Below are 22688 nucleotides of genomic sequence, written 5' to 3'. Positions count from 1 at the left end.
CCGGGGTTTACAGGACAAATCGGGGTTTACAGGACAGCGCAGGGAGAAGTCGACCTGTAAATCGCCAAATGTCCTGTAAACCCAAGGGGCGCGCGGAGCCTCAGGGGCGGGGCCGCGGGCCGCGTCAGCGGAGCAGCAGATTGGGCTGCAACAGGTAGCGGTAGCTGTCGGCGCCGGCCTGCTCGCGCGAGGTCTGGCTCGTGATGAGCACGGGGCCGGGCTTGTTCGGGTTCTCGGTCTTCGTGAACGAGATGCGCACGAACTCCGAGTGCACGGCACCGAGCCCGTCGAGGAGGAACTGCGGCTTGAGCGACACGACCGTGTCGTCACCGGTCAGGATCGCGTCGATCGACTCGGATGCCTGGGCCTGCTCGGACCCGATCGCCTCGAGGGTCAGTCCGTCGGCCGTGAAGCTGTAGCGCAGCGCCGCCTCGCGCTCGAGGACGAGCGCGACACGACGCGTCGCCTCGATGAGGTCGGCGGTGTTCATGACCGCGTAGTTGTCGACCGTCTCGGGGAAGAGCCGGCGCACGGGCGGGAAGTTGCCCTTGATGAGCAGCGACGTGACGGTCTTCTTGTCGGCGCTGAAGGCGATGAGCTCGCGATCGTCGCGGCTCGTGATCGCGACCGAGATGTTGCCCGCGTTGCCGAGGGTCTTGCCGACCTCCTGCAGGGTTCGCGCCGGAACGAGCGCGGTGATCGCCTCGTCGCCGGCCGCGACATTTCCGCCGTCCCAGTCGATCTCGCGCACGGCGACCCGGTAGCGGTCGGTCGCGACGAGGCCGAGGCTGTTCTCGCGGACCTCGAGCTGCACGCCCGTGATGACCGGGGTGACGTCGTCGCGCGAGGCCGCCACGGCGACCTGCGCGACCGCGGCCGCGAACTCCTCCGCAGGCACGAGCCCTGACTGCTCGCCGATCTCGGGGATCGACGGGTACTCCTCGACCGGCATCGAGAGCAGCGTGAAGCTCGCGGAGCCGCAGCTCACCGAGATGCGGCTCTCTTCGGTCGCGATACGGACGGGCGCGTTCGGAAGCCGGCCCGCGATCTCGGCCAGGAGGCGACCCGAGACGAGCACGGTGCCGGGCTCCTCGACGTCGGCCTGGATCTCGGTCTGCGAGGAGACCTCGTAGTCGAAGGAGGACAGCACGAGTCCATCGGCGGTCGCCTTGATGAGGACGCCGGAGAGGATCGGCAGCGTCGTGCGCTGCGGAAGCAGCTTCACGGCGAAGGACACGGCCTCACTGAAGACGTCGCGGTTGACCTGGAACTTCACGGTTCTCCCGTCGTGGATGTCGCTTGGTGGCTCCCATGCTATCCGCACGACTGTTGACGGCGTCGGAGAATCCCCTGCGCGAACGATCGCTTCGGCTCGGATGGACCTCGCTCGACGCTCGCCGACGACGAGGTTGTGGGAATCACCCCTTAATCAACTCTCTCTTAACGGTGTTAACCGTTGTGGAAACTGTGGATGGTGTTCAGAGACCCGCGGAACGACGCCGATCGCGGGCTATCAGATCTGTGCACGGTGTGTGGATTCGAGCGGCGCCGCATCGGGGTCGGCTCGAATGCATCACACCGTTCTGCACAGGCAGGCGGTGCGTCTCAACAGTCATCAGGCGGTTGCTCGTTAACAATCCACAGGTTCTCCACAACTGTGGGAAGCGTGCTGAGATCGGTCTGCAGGGTCGCTGCAGAAGCCGTTCGGTGGGTTGAGGAGCGACGGAGGAGCGTCTCGAAACCCCAGGTAGCGGCGGGACGGGTTTCGAGACGGTCGCTGCGCTCCCTCCTCAACCCACGGACCCGACTCAGCGGTAGCGGGTCGTCTGCTTGATGCGAGCGGTGAGTTCGGTGACCTGGTTGTAGATCGATCGGCGCTCCTTCATGAGCTCCGAGATCTTCTTGTTCGCGTACATCACCGTCGTGTGGTCGCGGTTGCCGAACAGCTGCCCGATCTTCGGCAGCGACAGGTTCGTGAGCTCGCGACAGAGGTACATCGCGATCTGACGCGCCGTCGCCACGGCCTGCGAACGGCTCGAGCCGTAGAGGTCGTCGACGGTGAGCTTGAAGTAGTCGGCCGTCGCCGTGATGATGTCGACCGGCGCCACCACGTTGTCGGAGTCGTCGGTGATGAGGTCTTTCAGCACCGTCTGCACGAGCGGCATGTCGACGGGCGTGCGGTTGAGGCTCGCGAACGCGGTCACCCGGATGAGCGTGCCCTCGAGTTCGCGGATGTTCGACGACACCTTCGACGCCATGTATTCGAGGATGTCGTCGGGCACCTGGAGTCGCTCGGACTGCGCCTTCTTGCGGAGGATCGCGATGCGGGTCTCGAGGTCGGGGGCCTGGACGTCGGTGATGAGGCCCCACTCGAACCGGCTGCGCATGCGGTCCTCGAAGCCGGTGAGGTGCTTCGGCGGGACATCCGAGGTGATCACGACCTGTTTGTTGTGGTCGTGCAGCGTGTTGAAGGTGTGGAAGAACGCCTCCTGCGTCTCCGCTTTGCCCTGCAGGAACTGGATGTCGTCGATCAGCAGGATGTCGATGTTGCGATAGCGCTGCTGGAAGAGCGAGCCGCGGTTGTTCGCGATCGAGTTGATGAAGTCGTTCGTGAACTCCTCGGACGAGACGTACCGCACGCGGATACCGGGATACAGGCTCATCGCGTAGTGGCCGATGGCGTGGAGGAGGTGGGTCTTGCCGAGCCCCGAGTCGCCGTAGATGAAGAGCGGGTTGTAGGCCTTCGCCGGCGCCTCGGCCACGGCGACCGCGGCCGCATGGGCGAACCGGTTCGACTGCCCGATGACGAAACTCTCGAACGCGTACTTCGGGTTCAGCCGCGTGTCGCGCGAGGAGACCGGACTCGTGTTCTCGAAGACCGACTGCGGGGAGGCCGGCAGTTCGACGGGGTCGGGCTCGTTGCCGTATCCGGCCTGAACCTCGGCAGCACGCGCTGTCTCCTCGAGCTCGGGGTTCACCACGACGTAGAAGGAGGTGACGGGCGAAGGCGCCTCCACGGTGCTCATCGCGGAGAGGAGCGAGACTCGCATGCGCTGGTTCAGCATGCTGGCGGTGAAGTCGTTCGGCACCTCGAGGTAGAAGGTGCCTGCGGCGATGCCCTTCGGCTCGACCAGGTTCAGGAACCCTTGGAGCATCGGGGTGATCGCGTCGTCGTCTGACAGTCGATCGAGGATCGTCGCCCACGTGTCGGAAATGGGCTGTTCTGTCATCGTTCCCCGCAATCAGGTTCTGGTGGTCTCGTGTGCCGCTCATCGATCCCCCATCGACGAAAAGCAAGCGGCGCGAGGCGAGTGTTCACAGTGTTATCCACCCCCTGTGGGGAGATTCGGGGACTTGCCCGTGTTTCCGCGCACGAAGCTGGGGATAACTGGTGTCAAACGCTATCCGAGGAAGGGCCCGCCGACAAATGCCGATTCGAGGATTCGATCACCTCGGCGTGTCGTTCCACAGGTGATATCGAGGTTCACGGGATACTGTCGGGTTCGATCTGCATCCCGATCTCAACGTCTCGGTTTGACCGAACGCGAGCGAGGCCGTAGTTTTAATCAGTTGACCCAGCCCTTTCGGGCACCCAGTTTTCCCGCCGCCGAGCTGCACCACCTGTCGCAGCCACTTCCCGGCGAGGAGATTCGACCAGCCGGAGAAGAAGAATGAGCAAGCGTACGTTCCAGCCGAACAACCGTCGTCGTGCCAAGAAGCACGGCTTCCGCCTTCGCATGCGCACCCGCGCGGGCCGTGCCATCCTGTCGGCACGTCGCGCCAAGGGCCGCACCGAACTCTCCGCGTAACTTCTCGGTGCTCGCCAAAGCCAATCGCGTCACGAACGCCGACGACTACCGAGTCATCGTGCGCCGCGGTGCGAAGGTCGCCGGTGCCCACACCGTGAGCTATGTGCGCTCACGGGAGTCGGGCACCGACGCGCGCTTCGGCTTCATCGTCTCGAAGAAGGTCGGCGGGGCCGTTCGTCGCAATCTCGTCCGTCGCCGGCTCAAGGCCGCGTGCCACGAGGTGCTCGGCGACGGCTTCACCGGAGTCGACATCGTCGTGCGAGCATTGCCGTCTGCAGCGGCCGCCGACTGGACGGCACTCCGCTCCGACGTGATCGGCGCCGTCTCGGATCGCCGTGTCCAAGACCGGGTGAAGGGCGGATGACATGCGTGATGCCCTGCTCTTCGTCTCGCTCATTCCCCGGAACGCCGGGGTCCTGCTGATCCGCGGCTACCGCGCGTTGATCTCCCCCCTGTACGGCGACGTCTGTCGCTACTACCCCTCCTGCTCCGCCTACGGACTGGGCTCCGTGCAGCAGCGAGGCCTGCTCCTGGGCTCGGCCCTCACCGCATGGCGGATCCTCCGCTGCAATCCATGGTCGTCCGGCGGCATCGACGAGGTGCGCGTCGCCCGCCACGATCGCTACCGGGTGACCCCATTCGGCTGGGTTGTGCCGGCAGGTTCAGGTCACGCGGATGCCTCGGGGTCCGCGCCGCACGCGCACTCCCACGGTCACGTCCACCACGCGGCATCCGGTCTCGCCCCTGCTCAGTCTTCGACCCGCAACGATGCGGCGATCGTCACCGTCTCCCCCACCATGTCCCGGAAGGACTGACACCGCCAAATGGACATCATCAGCCTGATTCTCTGGCCCATCAAATGGGTCATCGAGCTGATCCTCGTCGCGTTCCACTCGCTGTGGACCTTCATCGGCATGGATCCCGACGGGGGTGTCACCTGGGTCCTCTCGATCGTCGGTCTGGTGATCGTCGTTCGTGCCGCGCTCATCCCGATCTTCGTCCGGCAGATCAAGAGCCAGCGCCGCATGCTCGAGGTGGCTCCGCAGCTCAAGAAGATCCAGGACAAGTACAAGGGCAAGAAGGATCAGTACTCGCGCGAGGCCATGTCGCGCGAGACGATGGAGCTCTACAAGAAGACTGGCACCAACCCGCTCTCCTCGTGCCTCCCCCTGCTGCTGCAGATGCCGATCTTCTTCGGACTCTTCTCCGTGCTCAACGACGCGCAGCACGACAAGGCCGGCGTGGGCGTGTTCACGCAGGAACTGGCGAATTCGTTCGCGAACGCCGAGTTCCTCGGTGCCCCGCTGAAGGCGACGTTCATCGGCGAGTGGAACCTCATGGTCGCCGGCGATGTCTTCAGCCTCAACGTCATGCTCATCGCGCTCACGATGATCGTCCTGATGACCGCCTCGCAGTTCATCACGCAGCTCCAGATCGTCTCCAAGAACATGTCGCCCGAAACCAAGGCGAGCCCCATGTTCCGTCAGCAGCGCATCCTGCTGTACCTGCTCCCCCTCGTCTTCGCGTTCTCGGGTGTCGCCTTCCCGCTCGGCGTCATGTTCTACTGGCTCGTCTCGAACTTCTGGACGATGGGCCAGCAGTTCGTGGTGATCCGCAACATGCCGACGCCCGGCAGCGATGCCGCGAAGGCCCGTGAGGCGCGCCTCGCGAAGAAGGGCAAGCTCGTCATCGAAGACAAGGCCGAGGGCACGACGATCGTCGTCGAAGAGACCAAGAAGACTCAGCGTCAGCAGCCCATGGGCAAGTCGCGCGCCAAGAAGCAGGGGAAATGACCATGACCGACGTGCAGCACGACGCAGCCGAGCGCTCGACCTCGCAGCTCGAAGAAGAGGGCGACATCGCCGCGGACTACATCGAGGAACTGCTCGACATCACCGATCTCGACGGCGACATCGACATCGATGCGCGCAACGGGCGGGCCTACATCTCGGTGAACGCCGGCGCCGGTGCGAACCTGAACCTCCTCTCGAAGCCCGACACCGTGAGCGCGCTCCAGGAACTCACCCGTCTTGCCGTGCAGACGAAGACCGGCGCGTTCTCCCGCTTGATCCTCGATATCGGCGGCTCGCGCGACGCACGTCGCGATGAGCTCGCATCCCTCGTGACCCGCGCGTCCGAGCGGATCGAGGCGGGCGCAGCCGAGGCTTCGCTGCCTCCGATGTCGTCGTACGAGCGCAAGCTCGTGCACGACCTCGTCGCTGAGCAGGGCCTCCACTCGGAATCGCGCGGCGAAGGCGCCGATCGGCACACCGTCATCACCCGCGGCGCCTGACGTCTCGCACGGAACGATGATCGACGGACTCGAAGCCGAACCCGCCGCGGCTGCGGAACTCTTCGGTGCGCATCTCGAGCAGGGACGCGCGTTCACCATGGCGCTCGCGCGTCACGGTGAGGAGCTCGGACTCATCGGTCCGCTCGAATTGCCGAGGCTGTGGACTCGGCATGTACTGAACAGTGCGCTCGTCGCCCCGCTCCTTCGTCCTGGACGAGTCGGCGACGTCGGCTCAGGCGCGGGGCTTCCGGGGCTGGTACTCGCGATCATGCGGCCCGATGTCGTATTCACGCTCATCGAGCCGATGGAACGCCGAGTCGCCTGGCTCGAGCGTCAGGCCGCGGAACTCGAGCTTGCGAATGTCAGCGTCGTTCGCGCTCGCGCCGAGGAGTCGAAGCTCGGCGACTCGCTCGACCAGGTGACCGCTCGGGCCGTGAGCGCGCTGCGCACGCTGATTCCGGTGACCGCTCCCCTGCTGCGCGCGGGTGGCGAACTCGTGCTCATGAAGGGCGCCGGCGTCGACGGCGAGGTCGGAGCGGCCGAGAAGGTCATCCGCAAGTACAAGCTGAGCGACGTCGAGGTCATCGTGCTCGGTGAGGGAATCGTTCCCGATTCCGAACTGACCCGGGTCTTCCGCGCGAAGGTCGATTGACCGGCGCCGTGCGGGGCTGACCGCCGCTGTGCCGAGGTCAGCATGCCGGCCGCGCCCAAGGTTTCACGTGAAACGGCCCTCTGCGCTCTGCCATGATCGGCGGCTGAACAACCACGCGGTCGGTGCGCCGTCCTCCGCGGCGCGATCGAGGGCGAAGACCGCCAGGGCACTGCTCCTCCCGCGAGGACGTTGCCCGGGACTCACGGCGACGCTCCGAATCGCGCGTGCTGACCGTTTGAGCTGAGCTCGTAGCCAGTGCTCCCGACAATCGCACCGTGCGTGTCGCGTTCGAGCCACAGCCGGATACCGGGTGCGTCCAGTCGGCTCAGCGCCGGGTCGACCGACCGGAGGAAGTCCGTCAGTACTTCGACATCCGACGCGCGCATTCCTGAATATCCCCGTGCCAAGTCAACCAGATTCACGGTCCGCGAATGGACGAGACGTGTGGCCGAAGCGGGTGCACTGGGCAGCGTCGTCGGGGCGTCGGGTCAGACGATGGTTGGTTCGCCGACCTCGACGTGGCCGACCTGGATGACGGTGCGACGGGCAAGCGACCGCCGGTTGGCCGACGAGCCGACCTTCAGCAGGATGTTTCACGTGAAGCGGCGCGAGCCCTGCCCGGACGGGCAGGGCTGGTTGCCTGCCGCGGCCCGTCGACCGCTCCCCCATCGATGTGGAATCTGTATCGAACAGACACGCACCCTCCCCGTGGAGAGTCCCCTGGTAAGTATGTTCCCGTCCCGTCCCGTCCCGTCGCGTTGCACCGTTCTCGTACGTCGGGGGCATGCGAGCGGGGTGCGTTTCACGTGAAACGCACTGCCGTGAGCGGCCGTCGCCGACAGTGCTGGTTGGCGCGCGCTCACCCGCTCTTCACCTCGTGCGGGCGGGCAGAGGCGCCATTCGGGATGTCCTCGCAATCGTCGGCCCAGTTCGCCCACTGCGTCACGATGTTTCACGTGAAACATCGCAACTCCACGCCGTCGTCGTGAGCGACTCCGTTCGGCATCCCCAGCGGCGGCCGAATTGGTGATTCGGATCGTCGTTTCGCGGGCCTTTCGACCCGCGTGAGTCGGTCGCGGCGGTTAGGCTTGTCTCTCGGGTCGACCCCGCGAACCGGGGCGACGACGCATCATCGGTTTGGAGCAGAGGGTATGACACCTGGCGGGGGACGTGGATGGTTTCATCGCAAACGCCCCCACCAGACCGTCGCCCCAGTCGAAGACGCGAACGGCATCGCGGGGCCGTCGGGCAACTCGCAGCCGACGGTGCAGCAGGGGTCTGTCGACGCCCGAGACCTGGTTCCGAGCGCAGCCGCCGCAGTCGACATGAACAGGGCGTCGATTCAGGAACCGATCGCTTCCGACGAGCTCGCTTCCGTAGAGCTGGGTTCCGCAGAGTTCGCGTCTGAGGTACGCGCCTCCGACGAGCTCGAACAGCCGGGCCGATCGCCCCAGGCATCTTCTTCGGGCATCGACTGGGATGCTGCGACGGCGGCGGCCCTGGCGGACGACCCGGTGGAGAGCGAGTCGACACCGCTCGCCGTCGAACACGCACTCGGGGCCGACCGGCTGCTCGAAGACCTCATCCGCGAGATCGTCGGCGACGCCGCAGTCGACACGGCCACGGCCCTGCAGACCGCGCCGGTTGCGGTGCACGCGCCTGTCGAGTCGCCTTCACCCACGGCTGAGGCTCACGGTGAAAGCACCCCCGTCATCACTGAGAACGACGGCCAGAGCGACGGCCACCGCGGGGGTCCGGTGGTAGGCGAAGTGCAGACCGAGGCCGCCCCGCACGCAGAAACTTCTCCGGCTTCGCCGGAACAGATCACCATGCAGCCGGCGGAAGCCGTTGTCGCCCCGCCGACCGCAACCCCCGATGTTTCACGTGAAACATCACTCGATCACGGAGGAACTCCCCTGGCTTACGAACTTGCCGACGAGACGCGTCGGCGCGTCGCACTCGAGGAATCAGTGCTGCCGCTGCCGCCGGCGACCCGGGTGCTGACCATCTCGAACCAGAAGGGCGGCGTCGGCAAGACGACCACCGCCGTGAATCTGGCGGCGGCTCTCGCGCGTTCCGGTGCGAAGGTCCTCGTGATCGACCTCGACCCGCAGGGCAACGCCTCGACGGCGCTCGGCGTCGACCACCGTTCCGAGCAGAAGAGCGTGTACGAGGTGCTCGTCGCCGATCTCCCGCTCACCGAAGTCATCCGGCCGTCGACCGAGCACGAACGGCTCGACTGTGTGCCGGCGACCATCCATCTGGCCGGCGCAGAGATCGAACTCGTCTCACTCGTGGCGCGCGAGCAGCGGCTACGGCGTGCTCTCGACCGGCATCTCGCCACGATGGACCGCGCCTACGACTACGTCTTCATCGATTGCCCGCCCTCGCTCGGCCTGCTGACGATCAACGCGTTCGTCGCGGCCCGTGAGGTGCTCATCCCGATCCAGTGCGAGTACTACGCGCTCGAAGGCCTCTCGCAGCTCCTCAGCAACATCGAGCTGATCGAGAAGCACCTCAACCCCGAGCTCCGTCTCTCCACGATCCTGCTGACGATGTACGACTCGCGTACCAACCTCGCACAGCAAGTGGCGCAAGAAGTGCGCGATCACTTCCCCATCCAGACGCTGCAGACGATCATTCCGCGATCGGTGCGCGTTTCCGAAGCGCCGAGCTACGGCCAGAGCGTGATCAGTTACGACTTCGCGTCGAGCGGATCGCTGTCATACCGAGAAGCCGCCGCCGAGATCGCCCGTCGTGGCGCGGCAACCCCTGAGGAGTCGAACTGATGGCAAGCAAGCGAACCGGACTCGGACGTGGCATCGGTGCACTGATTCCGAGTGGAGAGGACGCCACGAGGGCGAGTCGCCCGGTCGACGTCTTCTTCCCCGACTCGGACACCGCCGCCTCCCCCGTCGCGGTCGCGGTCGTCGAGCAGGCTGCCGAGACCGAAGGCCTCATCGCGGTGCCAGGTGCGCGTCTCGCGCGCCTCGACCCGAGCGACATCGTGCCGAATGCGATGCAGCCGCGAAGCGTGTTCGACCCCGAAGATCTCGCCGAGCTCGTCCACAGCGTCCGCGAGTTCGGGGTGCTTCAGCCGATCGTCGTTCGACCGCATCCCGATCAGGCGGGCAAGTACGAGCTCGTCATGGGCGAGCGGCGGCTCCGTGCGACGAAGGCCGCCGGCCTCGACACGATCCCGGCGGTGGTCAAGGACACTGCGAACGAGGACATGCTGCGCGATGCGCTCCTCGAGAATCTCCACCGTTCGCAGCTCAACCCGCTCGAAGAAGCCTCGGCCTACCAGCAGCTGCTCTCCGACTTCGGCATCACGCAGGAGGAGCTTGCGAACCGCATCGGTCGTTCTCGCCCGCAGATCTCGAACACGCTCCGGCTCCTGAGGCTGCCCGAACCCGTGCAGCTTCGCGTCGCCGCCGGGGTGCTGACTGCGGGTCACGCCCGGGCGATCCTCTCCGTCGGCGGTGACAGCGAAGAGATGCAGCGCTTCGCCGACAAGATCGTGAACGAAGAACTCTCGGTTCGCGCTGCCGAGTCGATCGCCACCAAGGAGCCGAAGCCGTCGCGCGTCAAGCCGTCGGCAGGCAGGCGTCAGGACTTTCTCGATGATCTGGCGACGCGGCTCGGTGACCGCCTCAATACCCGCGTCAAGATCGCGCTCGGCGCCAGAAAAGGCCAGATCAGCATCGATTTCGCTACCGTGCAGGACCTCCGTCGCATCCTCGGTGAACTCGGCGAGGAGCTCGACGGAGTCTGATCTGGATTCCGTCGCAGAATCGCTCCTGACGAACTGAAATCGTCGATTCGGGGCGCGCAGAAACGCGAGAACGGGGGTGGCCGCGGCCACCCCCGTTCTCGTCGGTCAGCTCACTCCTCGGATCACGCCGAGACTGAACGAGCGTGGGCCGCGCGGACGATCTCTCCGTAGATCGCGGCTGCGTCCGATCCGGAGGCCTCGATCGCGAGTGGAACGAGCGAGGTCTCGGTGAGGCCCGGCAGGACATTCGCCTCCAGGAACCACGGGGTGCCCGAGGCATCCACGATGAAATCGATACGCGACAGATCGCGAAGACCGAGGACGCGGTGCGCGACGATCGCTGCATCGGTGACGGCAGCGAGTTCGGCGTCGGCGAGACGTGACGGGGCGTAGAAGGTGGTCTCCCCCGCGTTGTAGCGGGCCTGGAATCCATAGATGCCGGTCGTCGGCTCGATCTCGACGGCGGGCAGCGTGGTCGGGCCGTCGCCGGTGTCGATCACCGTCACGGCGATCTCGGTGCCGACGACGCGTCGTTCGACGACGGCGACGTCGGCGTAGGTGAAGGCCTCGACCATCGCTCGGGGAAGCTCGTCGGTGGTCTCGACGATCGTGACCCCCTGCGCCGAACCGCCGGATGCCGGCTTCACGACGAGTTCGCCGTCGAGCTTCTCGCGCACGACGCGCAGCACGCTCGCGGCGCCGAGTTCGCGGAAGGCCTCGTGCGACAGGACGATGGACTCGGGGACCGCGACGCCGGCCTCGGCGAGGAGCGAGCTCGCGACAGGCTTCGACCAGGCGCGCCGCGCGGCCCGGCCTGAGGAGCCGACGGTCGCGACGCCGAGCGCGTCGAGCAGGTCGAGGAGCGAGCCGTCCTCGCCGCTCGAACCGTGCAGCGCCGGGAACACCACATCAGGTCGTTCGCTCGCGAGGAACGGCAGGAGCCCGGCATCGGGATCGCGCAGCGTCACTCGGTGGCCGGCCGCGGCCAGGGCGTCGGCGACGCGACGACCGGAGCGCAGCGAGACATCCCGCTCGTGGGAGATGCCGCCCGCGAGAACGACGACGTGCAATCCGTTGGATTCGCTCATGATCAGGGATTCTCCGCTCGGCGAGGTTGAATTGAGGTCGGGTTCGTGCGCTATTTCAGGTCGGAAGGCGGTGCGGACTCGAAGCCCGCGCTCGGAGGCAGTTGCAGCGTGCCCGTGCCGGCGAAGGTGTCGAGCAGGTCGAGCTCGCCGTTGACGACGGTCGCGAGGCGGCGGATGCCGAGCCGGATCGCCTCTGGCGTCGGATAGCAGAATGACAGCCGCATCGCGTGGCGCCCGCGGCCGTCTGCGAAGAAGGCGGTGCCCGGCGTGTAGGCGACGAGCTCCTTCACCGCTCGCGGGAGCATCTGCTTCGAGTCGAGCACATCGGGCATGGTGACCCAGACGTAGAAACCGCCGTTCGGGTTCGTCCACGTGAGCTGCGGCAGGTACTCCCCCAGCGCCTCGATCATCGCGTCCTTGCGTTCGCGGTAGACACCGCGGAAGGTGTCGATCTGGGCGCGCCAGTCGGCGGTCGCGAGGTACTCGGACACGACAAGCTGACTGAACGAGGACGGAGAGAGGATCGCCGACTCGGCGGCGAGGATGAGCTTCTCGCGGATCGCGTGCGGTGCGAGCGCCCAACCCACTCTGAAGCCGGGCGCGAGCGTCTTCGAGAAGGAGCCGAGATAGATGACACCCTCGGCGTCGAGGGAGCGGAGCGCGTTCGGGGCCGGCTCGTCGAAGTGCAGCAGGCCGTAGGGATTGTCTTCGAGGATCAGGATCTCGTTCGAGCGGCAGATCTCGAGGATCTCGGGCCGGCGCTCGGCCGAGAGCGTCACCCCGGCAGGATTGTGGAAGTTCGGGATCGTGTAGAGGAACTTGATCCGTCGACCTTGCCCGCGCAGGTGCGCAATGGTCTGGCGGAGGGCTTCGGGAATGAGGCCGTGCTCGTCCATCGCGACATGCACCACGTTCGCCTGGTACGAGCGGAACACGCCCATCGCGCCGACGTAGGAAGGAGCCTCGGCGAGCACCACGTCGCCGGGGTCGAGGAAGAGCTTGGCGACGAGGTCGAGTGCCTGCTGCGAGCCCGTCGTGGTCACGACGTCGTCGACCGCACCACGGATCCCCTCGATGGCCATGACCTCGAGAATGTGCTCGCGAAGCGCGGGAATTCCCTGACCAGAGCCGTATTGCAGTGCGACAGGACCCTGTTCGCGCATGACCCTGTCCATCGAGGAGACGATCAGGTCTTGCGGGAGGGCGGAGACGAACGGCATGCCGCCGGCGAGCGAGACGACCTCGGGGCGCGAGGCGACGGCGAACAGGGCTCGAACCTCGGAGGCGGCGAGACCGGCGGCGCGCTCGGCGTAGTTCGCGTACCAGGGGTCGAGATTGTTGCCGGTCCGCTGGGGGACGCCGTCAGAGGTCACTGCGAGTTCCGTTCTGCTCGGGATTTCCATGGTAGTTGCCGGTGCACCGGCAGAATGACGGATGCCACGTGGCATCCGTCGTGGGTATGCGAAAGACCCGCCCGGCTCTCACCGGACGGGTCTTCCTACGAATCGACCGCCGACTACGCGATGTAGGCGGCGAGGTCGGCTTCGAGGGCCGGCTTGGGCTTCGCGCCGACGAAGCTCTGCACGACTTCGCCGCCCTTGAACACCTTGAACGCGGGGATCGCGGTGATCTGGTACTTCATCGCGAGGTTGGGGTGCTCGTCGACGTTGAGCTTGACGATGTCGATCTTGTCGGCGTGCTCGGTCGCGATCTGGTCGAGGATCGGGCTGACCGCGCGGCACGGGCCGCACCATTCGGCCCAGAAGTCGACGATGACGGGCTTGTCGTTGTTGAGGACCTCCTGCTCGAAGGTGGCCTCGGTCACTGCACGTGCGGACATTTGCGTTCTCCTTAGTGGAAGCGTGGAAGCGTGGAAGCGTGAAGCTGGGTGGGATCCGGCGCGGCAGCCGACTGAGGGATGCCGCGTGCCGGGCGTCTATTCGGCGGCGACGCCGGCGAGCTCTGGGGCGGCCACTGGTGCAGCCTCCTCGTCGTCGCTCGCGTCGAGCGCGGCGAGGTAGTGCTCGGCGTCGAGGGCTGCGGCAGCACCCGTGCCGGCGGCGGTGATCGCCTGCCGGTAGTTGGGGTCGATCACGTCGCCCGCGGCGAACACTCCGGCGATGCTCGTGCGCGAGCTGCGCCCGTCGACCGCGATGGTGCCCTCGGCGGTCAGGTCGAGCTTGCCGTGCACGAGGTGGGTGCGGGGGTCGTTGCCGATCGCGACGAACAGCCCGTCGAGGTCGAGTCCGCGCTCCTCGCCGTTCACCGTGTCGCGCAGGGTGACGCCGGTGACGGCGTCGGTGCCGTGGATCGCCGCGATCTCGGCGTTCCAGATGAACTCGATCTTCTCGTTGTCGAATGCGCGCTGCTGCATGATCTTCGACGCCTTGAGGGTGTCTCGGCGGTGGATGACGTAGACCTTGTCGGCGAACCGGGTGAGGAAGGTCGCCTCCTCCATCGCCGAGTCGCCGCCGCCGACGACCGCGATCGTCTTCTGGCGGAAGAAGAATCCGTCGCAGGTGGCGCACCACGACAGGCCGTGGCCCGACAGCACCTCTTCTTCGGGCAGGCCGAGCTTGCGGTACGCCGAGCCCGTCGCGTAGACGACGGTGCGCGCCTCTTCGACGCCTCCGTTGCCGAGCTTCACGCGCTTGACCGGGCCGTCGAGCTCGAGCTCGACGACGTCGTCGTAGACGACCTCGGTGCCGAAGCGCTCGGCCTGCTGCTGGAAGTTCGTCATGAGGTCGGGGCCCATGATGCCCTCGGGGAAGCCGGGGTAGTTCTCGACCTCGGTGGTGTTCATGAGCTCACCGCCGATCTCGACCGAACTCGCGATGAGCAGGGGATTCAGCTGCGCGCGGGCGGCGTAGATCGCGGCGGTGAAGCCGGCCGGGCCCGAACCGATGATGATGATGTCGCGCAACGATGCTCCTCGATGTTCTCAGCGGTGCTGCAGTGGTGCGGCCTCCGGGGATTCCGGAGGTCACGCCATGGTCAACACAGTCTAGGCGGCCGGTATTCCTGCCGCCTCACGGGCGGTGGCGTGTGACGGATGCCTCGAGCCGGGCGGATTCCGAAGGGTCTCGCCCCGCGGCGACGGCGGCTCAGCGTCGGCGGAGGCGGGCGATGAGCGGCTCGGCGAAGCCGCGCAGTTCGGGCGAGCGCAGCAGCCACAGTCCGGCGAAATACAGCCCCGACATCACGACGCCGATGACGACCATCGACACGATGGCGCCCACGCGGCTCGAGACGGCGAATCCTCCCTCGCTCGTCCCGCCGAGGGCGACGAGCAGCACCAGGCCGACCAGCACGGGGGCGACGAGCGCGACGAGCGAACGGAGGAGCGCACGGCCGATACGGCGGCCGTCGAGGGTGCCGAGACGACGACGCAGCAGGAGCGTCGCGAGGGTGAACTGCGCCACCACGGCGAGGGTCGTCGCGAGGGCGACGCCGACGCCGATCCAGTCGACCGGAAGGAGGAGGCACGCGAACGCGGCGCCGGAGAAGACGATCACCTGGAACAGGGTGAAGAAGAACGGCGTGCGCGTGTCGTTCAGCGCGTAGAAGGTGCGCTGCACCACGAAGAGCAGGCTGAAGGCCACGAGCCCGAGCGCGAGCGCGATCAGGATGTTGCCGATGGCGGAGGCGGCGGCGAACCCGGACTGGAAGACCGCGCCGAACGGGTAGGCGACGACGATGAGGCCGGCGGCGGCGAGCGCGAGGATGACGAGCACTCCGCGCAACGCGCTCGAGAGGTCGTTGCGCACCTCGTCGAGGTTCTCGATGGCCGCGTGCTCGCTCATCCGCGTGAAGTACGCGGTGGCGATCGAGACGGTGATGACCGAGTGCGGCAGCATGAACACGAGCCATGCCGTGTCGAAGGCGGCGACCGAGGCGCCCTGGCCGGTCGCGACGAAGAGCACGCGGGTCTGCACGATCCCGGCGAGGGTCGTGAGCAGGAGCATCCCGAACGTCCACCCGGCGAGCTTGCCCGCGGTGCGCAGCCCGACGCCGCGCCAGGCGAAGTCTGGTCGGTAGCGGAGCCCGATGCGACGCCAGAACCAGAACAGCACGACCGCTTGGACGACGATGCCGAGAGTCGCCGACCCCGCGAGGAGGACGACCATGCCGCCGGTCCAGTCGCCGACGTCGCGGAGGCCGTCGGGGTCGAAGCCGAAGGCGAAGCCGAACGCGACGAGCCCGGCGATGGCGACGACGTTGTTCAGCACCGGAACCCAGGTGAACGGGCCGAAGCTGCGGCGTGCGTTGAGCACTTCGCCGAGCAGGGTGTAGAGGCCGTAGAAGAAGATCTGGGGCATGCACCACCAGGCGAACGCGATGGCGAGCGGCAGGATGTCGGCGTTCGAACCGGCGTAGAGCGAGGTGAGGAGTGGCGCGGCCGCGGTGGCGACCACGGTGGCGCCGAGCAGGATCACCATCGCCAGCGTGAGGAGCTTGTTGATGTAGGCGCCCCCGCCGTCCGCGTGCGTCGACGCGCGGACGATCTGCGGTACGAGCACCGCGCTGAGCACACCGCCCGCGACGATCACGTACACGGTGTTCGGCAGGCCGTTCGCGACCGCGAACGCGTCGGCGCTGACCGAGGGCACGACACCGATGGTGGCGGCCAGCACGATCGCCTTCACGAATCCGAGGATGCGGGAGACCAGCGTCCCCGAGGCGAGGAACAGGCTCGCGCGGCCGATCCGGTCGTCAGTCACTCTTCGGGTCCTCGGGATCGGTGTCGGGGTCGGCGGCGGTGTCGGCGATCTCGGAAGCCTCCGCCGCGCGCTGCTTGCGGCGGCGACGGATGTTGCGCCAGATGCCGAAGCTGAAGAAGAGCACCAGCGCGGTGGCGAGGATGCCGGCGCCGAGGCCTTCCCAGTCGGCCTGCACGTTGCCGCTGATGAAGACGGTGCGCCCGACCGGGACGCCGGTCGCCGACGACAGGGAGATCGCGATCGTCACCTCGCCGCGACCGACGCCGGCCGTGATCGGCACCTGCACGGTGCTCCGCGATTCGGCGGGGATCTTCGCGGTGACGCTCTCGTCGACGACGAGTCGCCCGTTCGACGGATCGGCCGAGACGATCACGGTCACCGGGTACGGGAGCGCATTCAGGACGGTCACCGGCAACGGCGTCTCGCGAGCGAAGATGTTGACACTCGAGGAGGGCACGACCGAGACGGCCTCGGTCGTCGCGCGGCGCGCGGCGAGCCACTCGGCGACCGCGGTCTCCCACGCCGCACGGTCGGAGAGCCAGGCGACGTCGAGCATCGCGAGGAGGTCGCGGCGAACCGGATCGGTCAGCAGCGTCGGATCGTCGAGCACGGTGGCGAACTCGGCGACGGAGCTCTCGGCGGCGAGCATCCGCTCCGCGGAGTCGACGCGGGATCCATCTTCGGCGAGGTCGACGAGCGCGCGCGACGTCGGAGGAGCGCCGATCGCCTCGGCCAGGCCGACCGTGCCGGCCGGCGACCGGGTCAACTCGTCGAGGGTCGCCGCGACACGAGTCGAATGCTCGCCGGCGTCGCGGTCGAACGTGGCGAGCAGCGCCGAGGACGATCCGCCCGTATCGAGCGCGAGCTCCGCGAGGAGGCGGCCGGTCGCCGAGCGCCACTCGGTGTCGGAGTCGGCGACGGATGCCTCGCGCAGCGGCTCGGTCAGCCGTGCATCGGCGACGACGGCGGTCGAGCCGTCGATCGACGCGGCCGCGCCGACGCGGTCGCCCGGCGCCGTCACGTTGCCGGACGACAGGATGGCCGTCGTGAGCCCGGCGGCATCGAGCGCCGCGAGGTCGCCCGCGGCCACCGTGTCATCGGCGGGCCAGGCGATGTCGGTGCGCGTGTACGGCCAGTCGAGCAGCATCTCGGTGCTCGGCACCTCTCCGGGGGTGGGCGGCGTCGGCTCGGGCTCGGCGGGAGCGGTCTCGCTCGGCCCGGGTGTCGCTGTGGCGTCGTCGCTCGGCGCCTCGCCCTCTTCGGGCTGGTCGCCGTCATCGTCGGGCGGGGCCTGGCCTGAGAAGTCGGAGGCATCGAGCGCGTCGTCGAACCCGGTCGGCTCGAGCAGTTGGGCGAGTCCGAGCTGCGCCTGCAACGCGACATCCGCATCTGCATACGCGAGAGGGAATATCTCGTTGCCGGCGTCGCCGAGGCGGCCGAGCCACTCGACGGCCGAGGCGGGTGCCGAACTGCCCAGCACGCGGATCGAGGCGATGATGCGCGGATCGACGCCGATCGTGACCGGGCGGCCCGCGACCGCGTCGAGCTGGCGATCGAGAAGCCCGAGCGGCGAAGTCCACTCCTCCAGCGTCTCGGCGTCGATCAGCCCGGTGGAACTCGCGGGCACCGTGAGCGGATAGACGAGTGCGACCGAGGTACCGCTCGTCGCCGGTGCCGACGAGGTGGCGAAGGCGTCGGTGCCCGAGGCGACGAGCACGTCGTCGACGACGAGCTCGGCGCCGAGGCCGAGCACCGGGTCGTCGCCGGCCACGGCGATCGCCGTCGCCGGGATGGTGAACGAGACGACGGTGTTCGACCCGGCGGCGACCGGCCGTGTCTCGGCCTCGCCGAGCGCCACCCCGTCGGGGGAGGTGACCCCATCGGTCGAACCTGCACTCGCCAGCCAGACATCGAGTTCGTCGGGATCGTCGATGGCGGCGGCGGCGCGGGTGAGGCGCAGCGTGCCCGCGGCGAGGGCCTCGGCGGTGGCGTTCTCGACCTCGACCTGAACGGTCAGCGGCTGCCCGGCGGTGACCGTCGTCGCATTCATGGGCGCGATGTGCAACGCCACACCCTCGGACTCCTCCGCGGAGGCCGGCACGGACGTCGGGGCCGAGCGACGCTCGGCGCCGGGCCCGCCGGCGACGGCCAGCGCTCCGAGCGGTGCGGCGACGACCGCGCACACCGCGGCCGCGGCGATGCCGAACGCGACGCCGCGGCGACGGCCCGTGCCGGCGGCCGCTCGGTTCGATGCACGCGGCGCGTCGACCGACGGCCGGCGTCGCCCCGAATCATCCGCAGCACCCAGCGGTGCCGTCGCCGTCGCCGGAAGCCGATCGCCGCGCGCGCGCGCAGGAGTCGAGTCGGCTGCCATGCAGGCGATTCTACGGTGAGCGAGCCGAGCATCCGGTCGATGCATCCACGGCGGCCGCCCGCTCGACGCGGCGCCGACCCGCCCGCTTAACATGGGAGGCATGCAGAGTGTCGCGGCAGCCCTCGACCGCCTGGCCGAGGCGGCGTCTTCGCCGACCGTCGCGAAGCTCGCCGAGGCGTTCGAGCGCGCGGGCCACGAACTGGCACTCGTCGGGGGGCCCGTCCGCGACGCGTTCCTCGGCCGTGCGGTGAACGACCTCGATTTCACGACGGATGCCACGCCCGACGAGATCCTCGCGATCGTGAAGCCGATCGCCGAGGCCCACTGGGACATCGGCCGTGCGTTCGGCACGATCGGCGCGAAGGTCGCCGGCGAGACCGCCGAGATCACCACCTACCGGGCCGACGCGTACGACGGCGACTCGCGCAAGCCCGAGGTCGTCTTCGGCGACTCGCTCGAGGCCGACCTGGTGCGGCGCGACTTCACCGTGAACGCACTCGCGCTGCGCCTGCCGAAGCTCGAACTCGTCGATCCGTCGGGCGGCGTCGAAGACCTCGTCGCGATGGTGCTGCGCACCCCGGCCTCGCCCGAGCAGTCCTTCGGCGACGACCCGCTGCGCATGCTCCGCGCTGCCCGTTTCGCCTCGCAGCTCGGCTTCGAGGTCGACGAGGGGGCGGTGCGGGCGATGCGCGACCTCGCACCCGAGATCGACCGCATCTCGGCCGAGCGGGTGCGCGACGAGCTCGTCAAGCTGCTGCTCACCGATGCGCCGCGACCCGGGCTGCGCCTCCTCGTCGACTCGGGCCTCGCCGCGCGCGTGCTGCCCGAGCTGCCCGCGCTCAGCCTCGAACGCGACGAGCACCACCGCCACAAGGACGTGTACGAGCACAGCCTGACCGTGCTCGACCAGGCGATCGACTACGAGAAGTCGCGCGGAGTGCTCGACTCCCCCGATCTCGTCGTTCGCCTCGCGGCGCTGCTGCACGACATCGGCAAGCCGGCCACCCGCCGCTACGAGCCGGGCGGCGCCGTCAGCTTCCACCACCACGACGTCGTCGGTGCGAAGCTGGCGCGCAAGCGTCTGCGCGCACTGCGCTTCGACAACGACACGGTCGCCGCGGTCTCGCGCCTCATCGAGCTGCACCTGCGCTTCTTCGGCTACACCGACGGCGCGTGGACGGACTCGGCCGTGCGCCGCTACGTGCGTGACGCGGGTGACGCCGAGCAGCTCGAACGGCTGCACATCATCGCGCGCGCCGACGTCACCACCCGAAACCGCCGAAAGGCCGACCAACTCGCGTTCGCCTACGACGACCTCGAGGAGCGCATCGCGGTGCTCGCCGAGGAGGAGGAGCTCGCCGCCGTGCGGCCCGAGCTCGACGGCCAGCAGATCATGCGCCTGCTCGGCATCGAGCCGGGCCCCGTGGTCGGTGAGGCCTACAAGTACCTGCTCGAGGTGCGGCTCGACGAGGGCCCCATCGGTGAGGATGCCGCGGCGGAGCGCCTGCGCGCCTGGTGGGCCGCGCGCGACTGAACCGCGGGCGGGCTGCCGCCCGTTTCGTTTCGGGGGTGCATTTCCGCAGGTTCGGCCCGGAATCTGCACCTCACCTTGCGGAAATGCACCCCCGAAACGGATGGAACCCGTCCGCGGCCTGTCCTCCACAGGGTGGGGCGGCGGCGAGGCCTTCACAGGGCGGCGCCGAGCCGCGCGAGCCGGCTTCGAACGATGGATGCTTCGGGGATGGACTCCTCCGACGGCGCCGTGTTCCCTCCCCTGCGGTTCAGCGGTGATCGGGCCTCACCCTCGGTTCCGGCTCGAACACTGCAATACCGCGCGACGACCGGGCGGCTCAGCAGGCTCCGAGCGGGCGTGTTCGTCGAGCCTGCGGAGTTCGCCGCCGCCGGTCGTCGCCGCCGGGAGCTCGCGCGGATCGCCGCAGTCGTCGCCACCCGTCGCGGGCGGGTCGTGCTCTCGCATGAGTCCGCGGCGGCGGTCTGGGGCATTCCACGCATCGGGCCCGCGCCCGAATCCGTCGAGCTCCTCGATGCCCGTGGGACCCGCCCACGCTCGATGAACGGTGTCGTCTGGCGGCGCACGCCGTTCGACCCCACCGAGATCGTCGAGGTCAACGGATTCCTTGTGACGGGGCTCCTGCAGACACTCGTCGATATCGCGTGCGATCGAAGGTTCGTGAACGCGGTCGTTGCCCTCGATGCCGCCACGGGCACGTTCCTCCGAGCGGACGGATTCGTCGTCGCCCGCGGTGTACCGCCATCCGAGGTCGAACGACGACTCGGTCGACTCGGCCGGCGCGGCGGCATTCGCGGCGCACGGACCGCACTCGAGTTCGCCGACGCCCGCGCGGAGTCGGTGGGTGAATCACTGAGTCGGGCGCAGATCCATCTGCTGGGCTTCCCCGCACCGGTGCTCCAGCACGAGTTCGACCGATCGGACGGCGGTGTCGACCGGGTCGACTTCGACTGGCCCGACCACGGGCTCTTCGGCGAGTTCGATGGCGACCTGAAGTACCTCGATCCACGGTATCGCGGCGGTCGAACCGCCGAGCAGGTCGTGCTCGACGAGAAGAAGCGCGACCAGCGCATCGCGCGTCGGCACCGCCGCCACGGCGTGCACTGGGACTGGCGCACCGCTACTCGCCCGCGCGAGTTGGCCGCGGCCCTCGAGGACGCCGGCCTCCCCCGCCGCGCACAGCGCCGCGGCACCTGAGCGCGTGCAGCTCGTCTTGGGGGTGCTTTCCCGCAACCTCAGAACGGAATCGCGGCGCCAGCTTGCGGATATGCACCCCCGAAACGGCGTGACGCCGCGGGGCCGCGGGGGCGCGGGGCCGCGGAGCGCGGGGCGCTGGCGCGCGGCGCGGCGCGGGTGCGAATGGCGCTGGCGCGAGGCATCCGCTACCATTGACAGGTTGCCCGTGCGCCTCGAATGTGAGGCCTCCTCGGTGCGACGTATGCACAACCCTCCTGTTGCAGAGATCCTGCAGCCGCTGAGTCCGAAGGAGGTGGGTTAGTCATGCACCAGTACGAGCTGATGGTCATCCTCGATCCCGAGATCGACGAGCGCACCGTTGCTCCCAGCCTTGACAAGTTCCTCAACGTCATCCGTAACGATGGCGGCACTGTCGACAAGGTCGACATCTGGGGACGTCGTCGCCTGGCCTACGAGATCAACAAGAAGAACGAGGGCATCTACGCCGTCGTCGACTTCACCGCCGAGTCCAAGACCACCGACGAGCTCGACCGCCAGCTGAACCTCAGCGAGGCCGTCATGCGCACGAAGGTGCTCCGCGCGGAAGAGGCGATCGCCCAGGTCGCCGCTCACGCGAAGGCCCAGGAGGCGAAGGCTGCCAAGAAGGCCGCCGCCGCCGCCAAGGCCCCCGCCAAGAAGGACGCCTAGTCCCCATGGCCGGCGAGACCATCATCACCGTGGTGGGCAACCTCACTGCAGATCCCGAGCTGCGTTACACGCAGAACGGTCTGGCGGTTGCCAACTTCACCATCGCCTCCACTCCCCGTACGTTCGACCGTCAGGCGAACGAGTGGAAGGACGGTGAAGCGCTGTTCCTGCGCGCGAGCTGCTGGCGTGAATTCGCCGAGCACGTCGCGGGTTCACTCACCAAGGGTTCCCGGGTCATCGCTTCCGGGCGTCTCAAGCAGCGTTCCTACGAGACGAAGGAAGGCGAGAAGCGCACCACCATGGAGCTCGAGATCGACGAGATCGGTCCCTCGCTCCGGTACGCCACCGCCACCGTCACTCGTGCGCAGTCGAACCGCGGTGCGGTCGGCGGCGGCTCCTTCGGGGGCGGCCAGTCCGACGACGCGTGGGCGCCCAGCGCTCCCGCGGCCCAGCAGCAGCAGGGCGGCGGGGATGTCTGGAACACCCCCGGCACCGGGTACGGCGACGAGACCCCCTTCTAATACTCACTGCGGGTTTCGAGACGCGACTCCATCGTTCCTC

At 68.0% G+C, this 22688-nt stretch carries 20 protein-coding genes; 12 read left to right on the top strand and 8 right to left on the bottom strand.

The features are described 5' to 3' along the window. Window positions 1-124: 124 nt before the first annotated feature. Together dnaN and dnaA are read right to left on the bottom strand one after the other, a co-directional pair. Window positions 125-1276 carry a DNA polymerase III subunit beta gene (gene dnaN / locus H516_RS0107545; protein ID WP_022889117.1) on the bottom strand — a complete coding sequence of 384 codons (1152 nt, stop codon included), beginning with the start codon at window positions 1274-1276 and terminating at the stop codon, window positions 125-127. Window positions 1277-1808: 532 nt separating this feature from the next. Then, entirely contained in the window at window positions 1809-3230 is a 1422-nt protein-coding gene (gene dnaA, locus H516_RS0107540) for a chromosomal replication initiator protein DnaA (protein ID WP_022889116.1), read from the bottom strand. Between the two features lie 441 nt (window positions 3231-3671). On the opposite strand from dnaA, the gene rpmH reads away from it, so the two are divergent. The 8 genes from rpmH (at window position 3672) to H516_RS0107500 (ending at window position 10529) form a co-directional block, all read left to right on the top strand. Next, on the top strand, window positions 3672-3809 hold the full coding sequence (gene rpmH / locus H516_RS0107535; protein ID WP_022889115.1) for a 50S ribosomal protein L34: 138 nt from the start codon (window positions 3672-3674) through the stop codon (window positions 3807-3809). A gap of 7 nt (window positions 3810-3816) precedes the next feature. Then, window positions 3817-4173 (top strand): ribonuclease P protein component, encoded by a 357-nt coding sequence (gene rnpA, locus H516_RS0107530; RefSeq protein ID WP_022889114.1) that lies wholly within the window; start codon window positions 3817-3819, stop codon window positions 4171-4173. Between the two features lies 1 nt (window position 4174). Next, window positions 4175-4624 carry a membrane protein insertion efficiency factor YidD gene (gene yidD / locus H516_RS22875; protein ID WP_022889113.1) on the top strand — a complete coding sequence of 150 codons (450 nt, stop codon included), beginning with the start codon at window positions 4175-4177 and terminating at the stop codon, window positions 4622-4624. Between the two features lie 9 nt (window positions 4625-4633). Continuing rightward, on the top strand, window positions 4634-5602 hold the full coding sequence (yidC, locus tag H516_RS0107520) for a membrane protein insertase YidC (protein ID WP_022889112.1): 969 nt from the start codon (window positions 4634-4636) through the stop codon (window positions 5600-5602). Between the two features lie 2 nt (window positions 5603-5604). Further along, on the top strand, window positions 5605-6102 hold the full coding sequence (locus H516_RS0107515) for a Jag family protein (protein ID WP_425393476.1): 498 nt from the start codon (window positions 5605-5607) through the stop codon (window positions 6100-6102). Between the two features lie 16 nt (window positions 6103-6118). Then, entirely contained in the window at window positions 6119-6754 is a 636-nt protein-coding gene (gene rsmG, locus H516_RS0107510) for a 16S rRNA (guanine(527)-N(7))-methyltransferase RsmG (protein WP_022889110.1), read from the top strand. 1829 nt (window positions 6755-8583) lie between these two features. After that, the gene (locus tag H516_RS0107505) at window positions 8584-9543 is read left to right on the top strand and encodes a ParA family protein (protein ID WP_084620531.1); all 960 of its coding nucleotides are present in this window, start codon (window positions 8584-8586) and stop codon (window positions 9541-9543) included. Next, window positions 9543-10529 (top strand): ParB/RepB/Spo0J family partition protein, encoded by a 987-nt coding sequence (locus H516_RS0107500; RefSeq protein WP_022889108.1) that lies wholly within the window; start codon window positions 9543-9545, stop codon window positions 10527-10529. Before H516_RS0107505 ends, H516_RS0107500 begins: the two co-directional genes overlap by 1 nt. 122 nt (window positions 10530-10651) lie before the next feature. On the opposite strand, the gene H516_RS0107495 is transcribed toward H516_RS0107500, so the two are convergent. From H516_RS0107495 to H516_RS18985, 6 genes are all read right to left on the bottom strand, one after another. After that, window positions 10652-11617: a D-alanine--D-alanine ligase family protein gene (locus H516_RS0107495; RefSeq protein WP_022889107.1), complete on the bottom strand. Its 966-nt coding sequence runs from the start codon at window positions 11615-11617 to the stop codon at window positions 10652-10654. A gap of 50 nt (window positions 11618-11667) precedes the next feature. Continuing rightward, complete coding sequence (locus H516_RS0107490) at window positions 11668-12990, bottom strand: aminotransferase-like domain-containing protein (RefSeq protein ID WP_022889106.1); 1323 nt, start codon at window positions 12988-12990, stop codon at window positions 11668-11670. A gap of 143 nt (window positions 12991-13133) precedes the next feature. Beyond that, on the bottom strand, window positions 13134-13457 hold the full coding sequence (trxA, locus tag H516_RS0107485; RefSeq protein WP_022889105.1) for a thioredoxin: 324 nt from the start codon (window positions 13455-13457) through the stop codon (window positions 13134-13136). Between the two features lie 96 nt (window positions 13458-13553). After that, window positions 13554-14540, bottom strand: a complete 987-nt coding sequence (trxB, locus tag H516_RS0107480) for a thioredoxin-disulfide reductase (RefSeq protein ID WP_022889104.1) — start codon at window positions 14538-14540, stop codon at window positions 13554-13556. A 181-nt stretch (window positions 14541-14721) separates the two neighbouring features. Beyond that, window positions 14722-16338 (bottom strand): murein biosynthesis integral membrane protein MurJ, encoded by a 1617-nt coding sequence (gene murJ, locus H516_RS0107475; protein WP_022889103.1) that lies wholly within the window; start codon window positions 16336-16338, stop codon window positions 14722-14724. Continuing rightward, window positions 16331-18712, bottom strand: a complete 2382-nt coding sequence (locus H516_RS18985; protein WP_022889102.1) for a DUF6049 family protein — start codon at window positions 18710-18712, stop codon at window positions 16331-16333. Before H516_RS18985 ends, murJ begins: the two co-directional genes overlap by 8 nt. Window positions 18713-18812: 100 nt before the next feature. Here H516_RS18985 and H516_RS0107465 point away from each other — a divergent pair, with 100 nt between their 5' ends. From H516_RS0107465 to H516_RS0107450, 4 genes are all read left to right on the top strand, one after another. After that, complete coding sequence (locus H516_RS0107465; RefSeq protein WP_026378544.1) at window positions 18813-20246, top strand: CCA tRNA nucleotidyltransferase; 1434 nt, start codon at window positions 18813-18815, stop codon at window positions 20244-20246. Window positions 20247-20453: 207 nt separating this feature from the next. Continuing rightward, window positions 20454-21440, top strand: a complete 987-nt coding sequence (locus H516_RS18980; RefSeq protein WP_022889100.1) for a hypothetical protein — start codon at window positions 20454-20456, stop codon at window positions 21438-21440. A 303-nt stretch (window positions 21441-21743) separates the two neighbouring features. Next, window positions 21744-22127: a 30S ribosomal protein S6 gene (gene rpsF / locus H516_RS0107455; RefSeq protein WP_022889099.1), complete on the top strand. Its 384-nt coding sequence runs from the start codon at window positions 21744-21746 to the stop codon at window positions 22125-22127. Window positions 22128-22132: 5 nt separating this feature from the next. Continuing rightward, window positions 22133-22648, top strand: a complete 516-nt coding sequence (locus tag H516_RS0107450) for a single-stranded DNA-binding protein (RefSeq protein ID WP_022889098.1) — start codon at window positions 22133-22135, stop codon at window positions 22646-22648. The last annotated feature ends 40 nt before the right edge of the window (window positions 22649-22688 follow it).

Origin of the sequence: Agromyces italicus DSM 16388 (genome assembly GCF_000421545.1) — a bacterium.
GTDB classification, from domain to species: Bacteria; Actinomycetota; Actinomycetes; order Actinomycetales; family Microbacteriaceae; genus Agromyces; species Agromyces italicus.
This window is presented reverse-complemented; position numbering and strand designations above follow the sequence as displayed.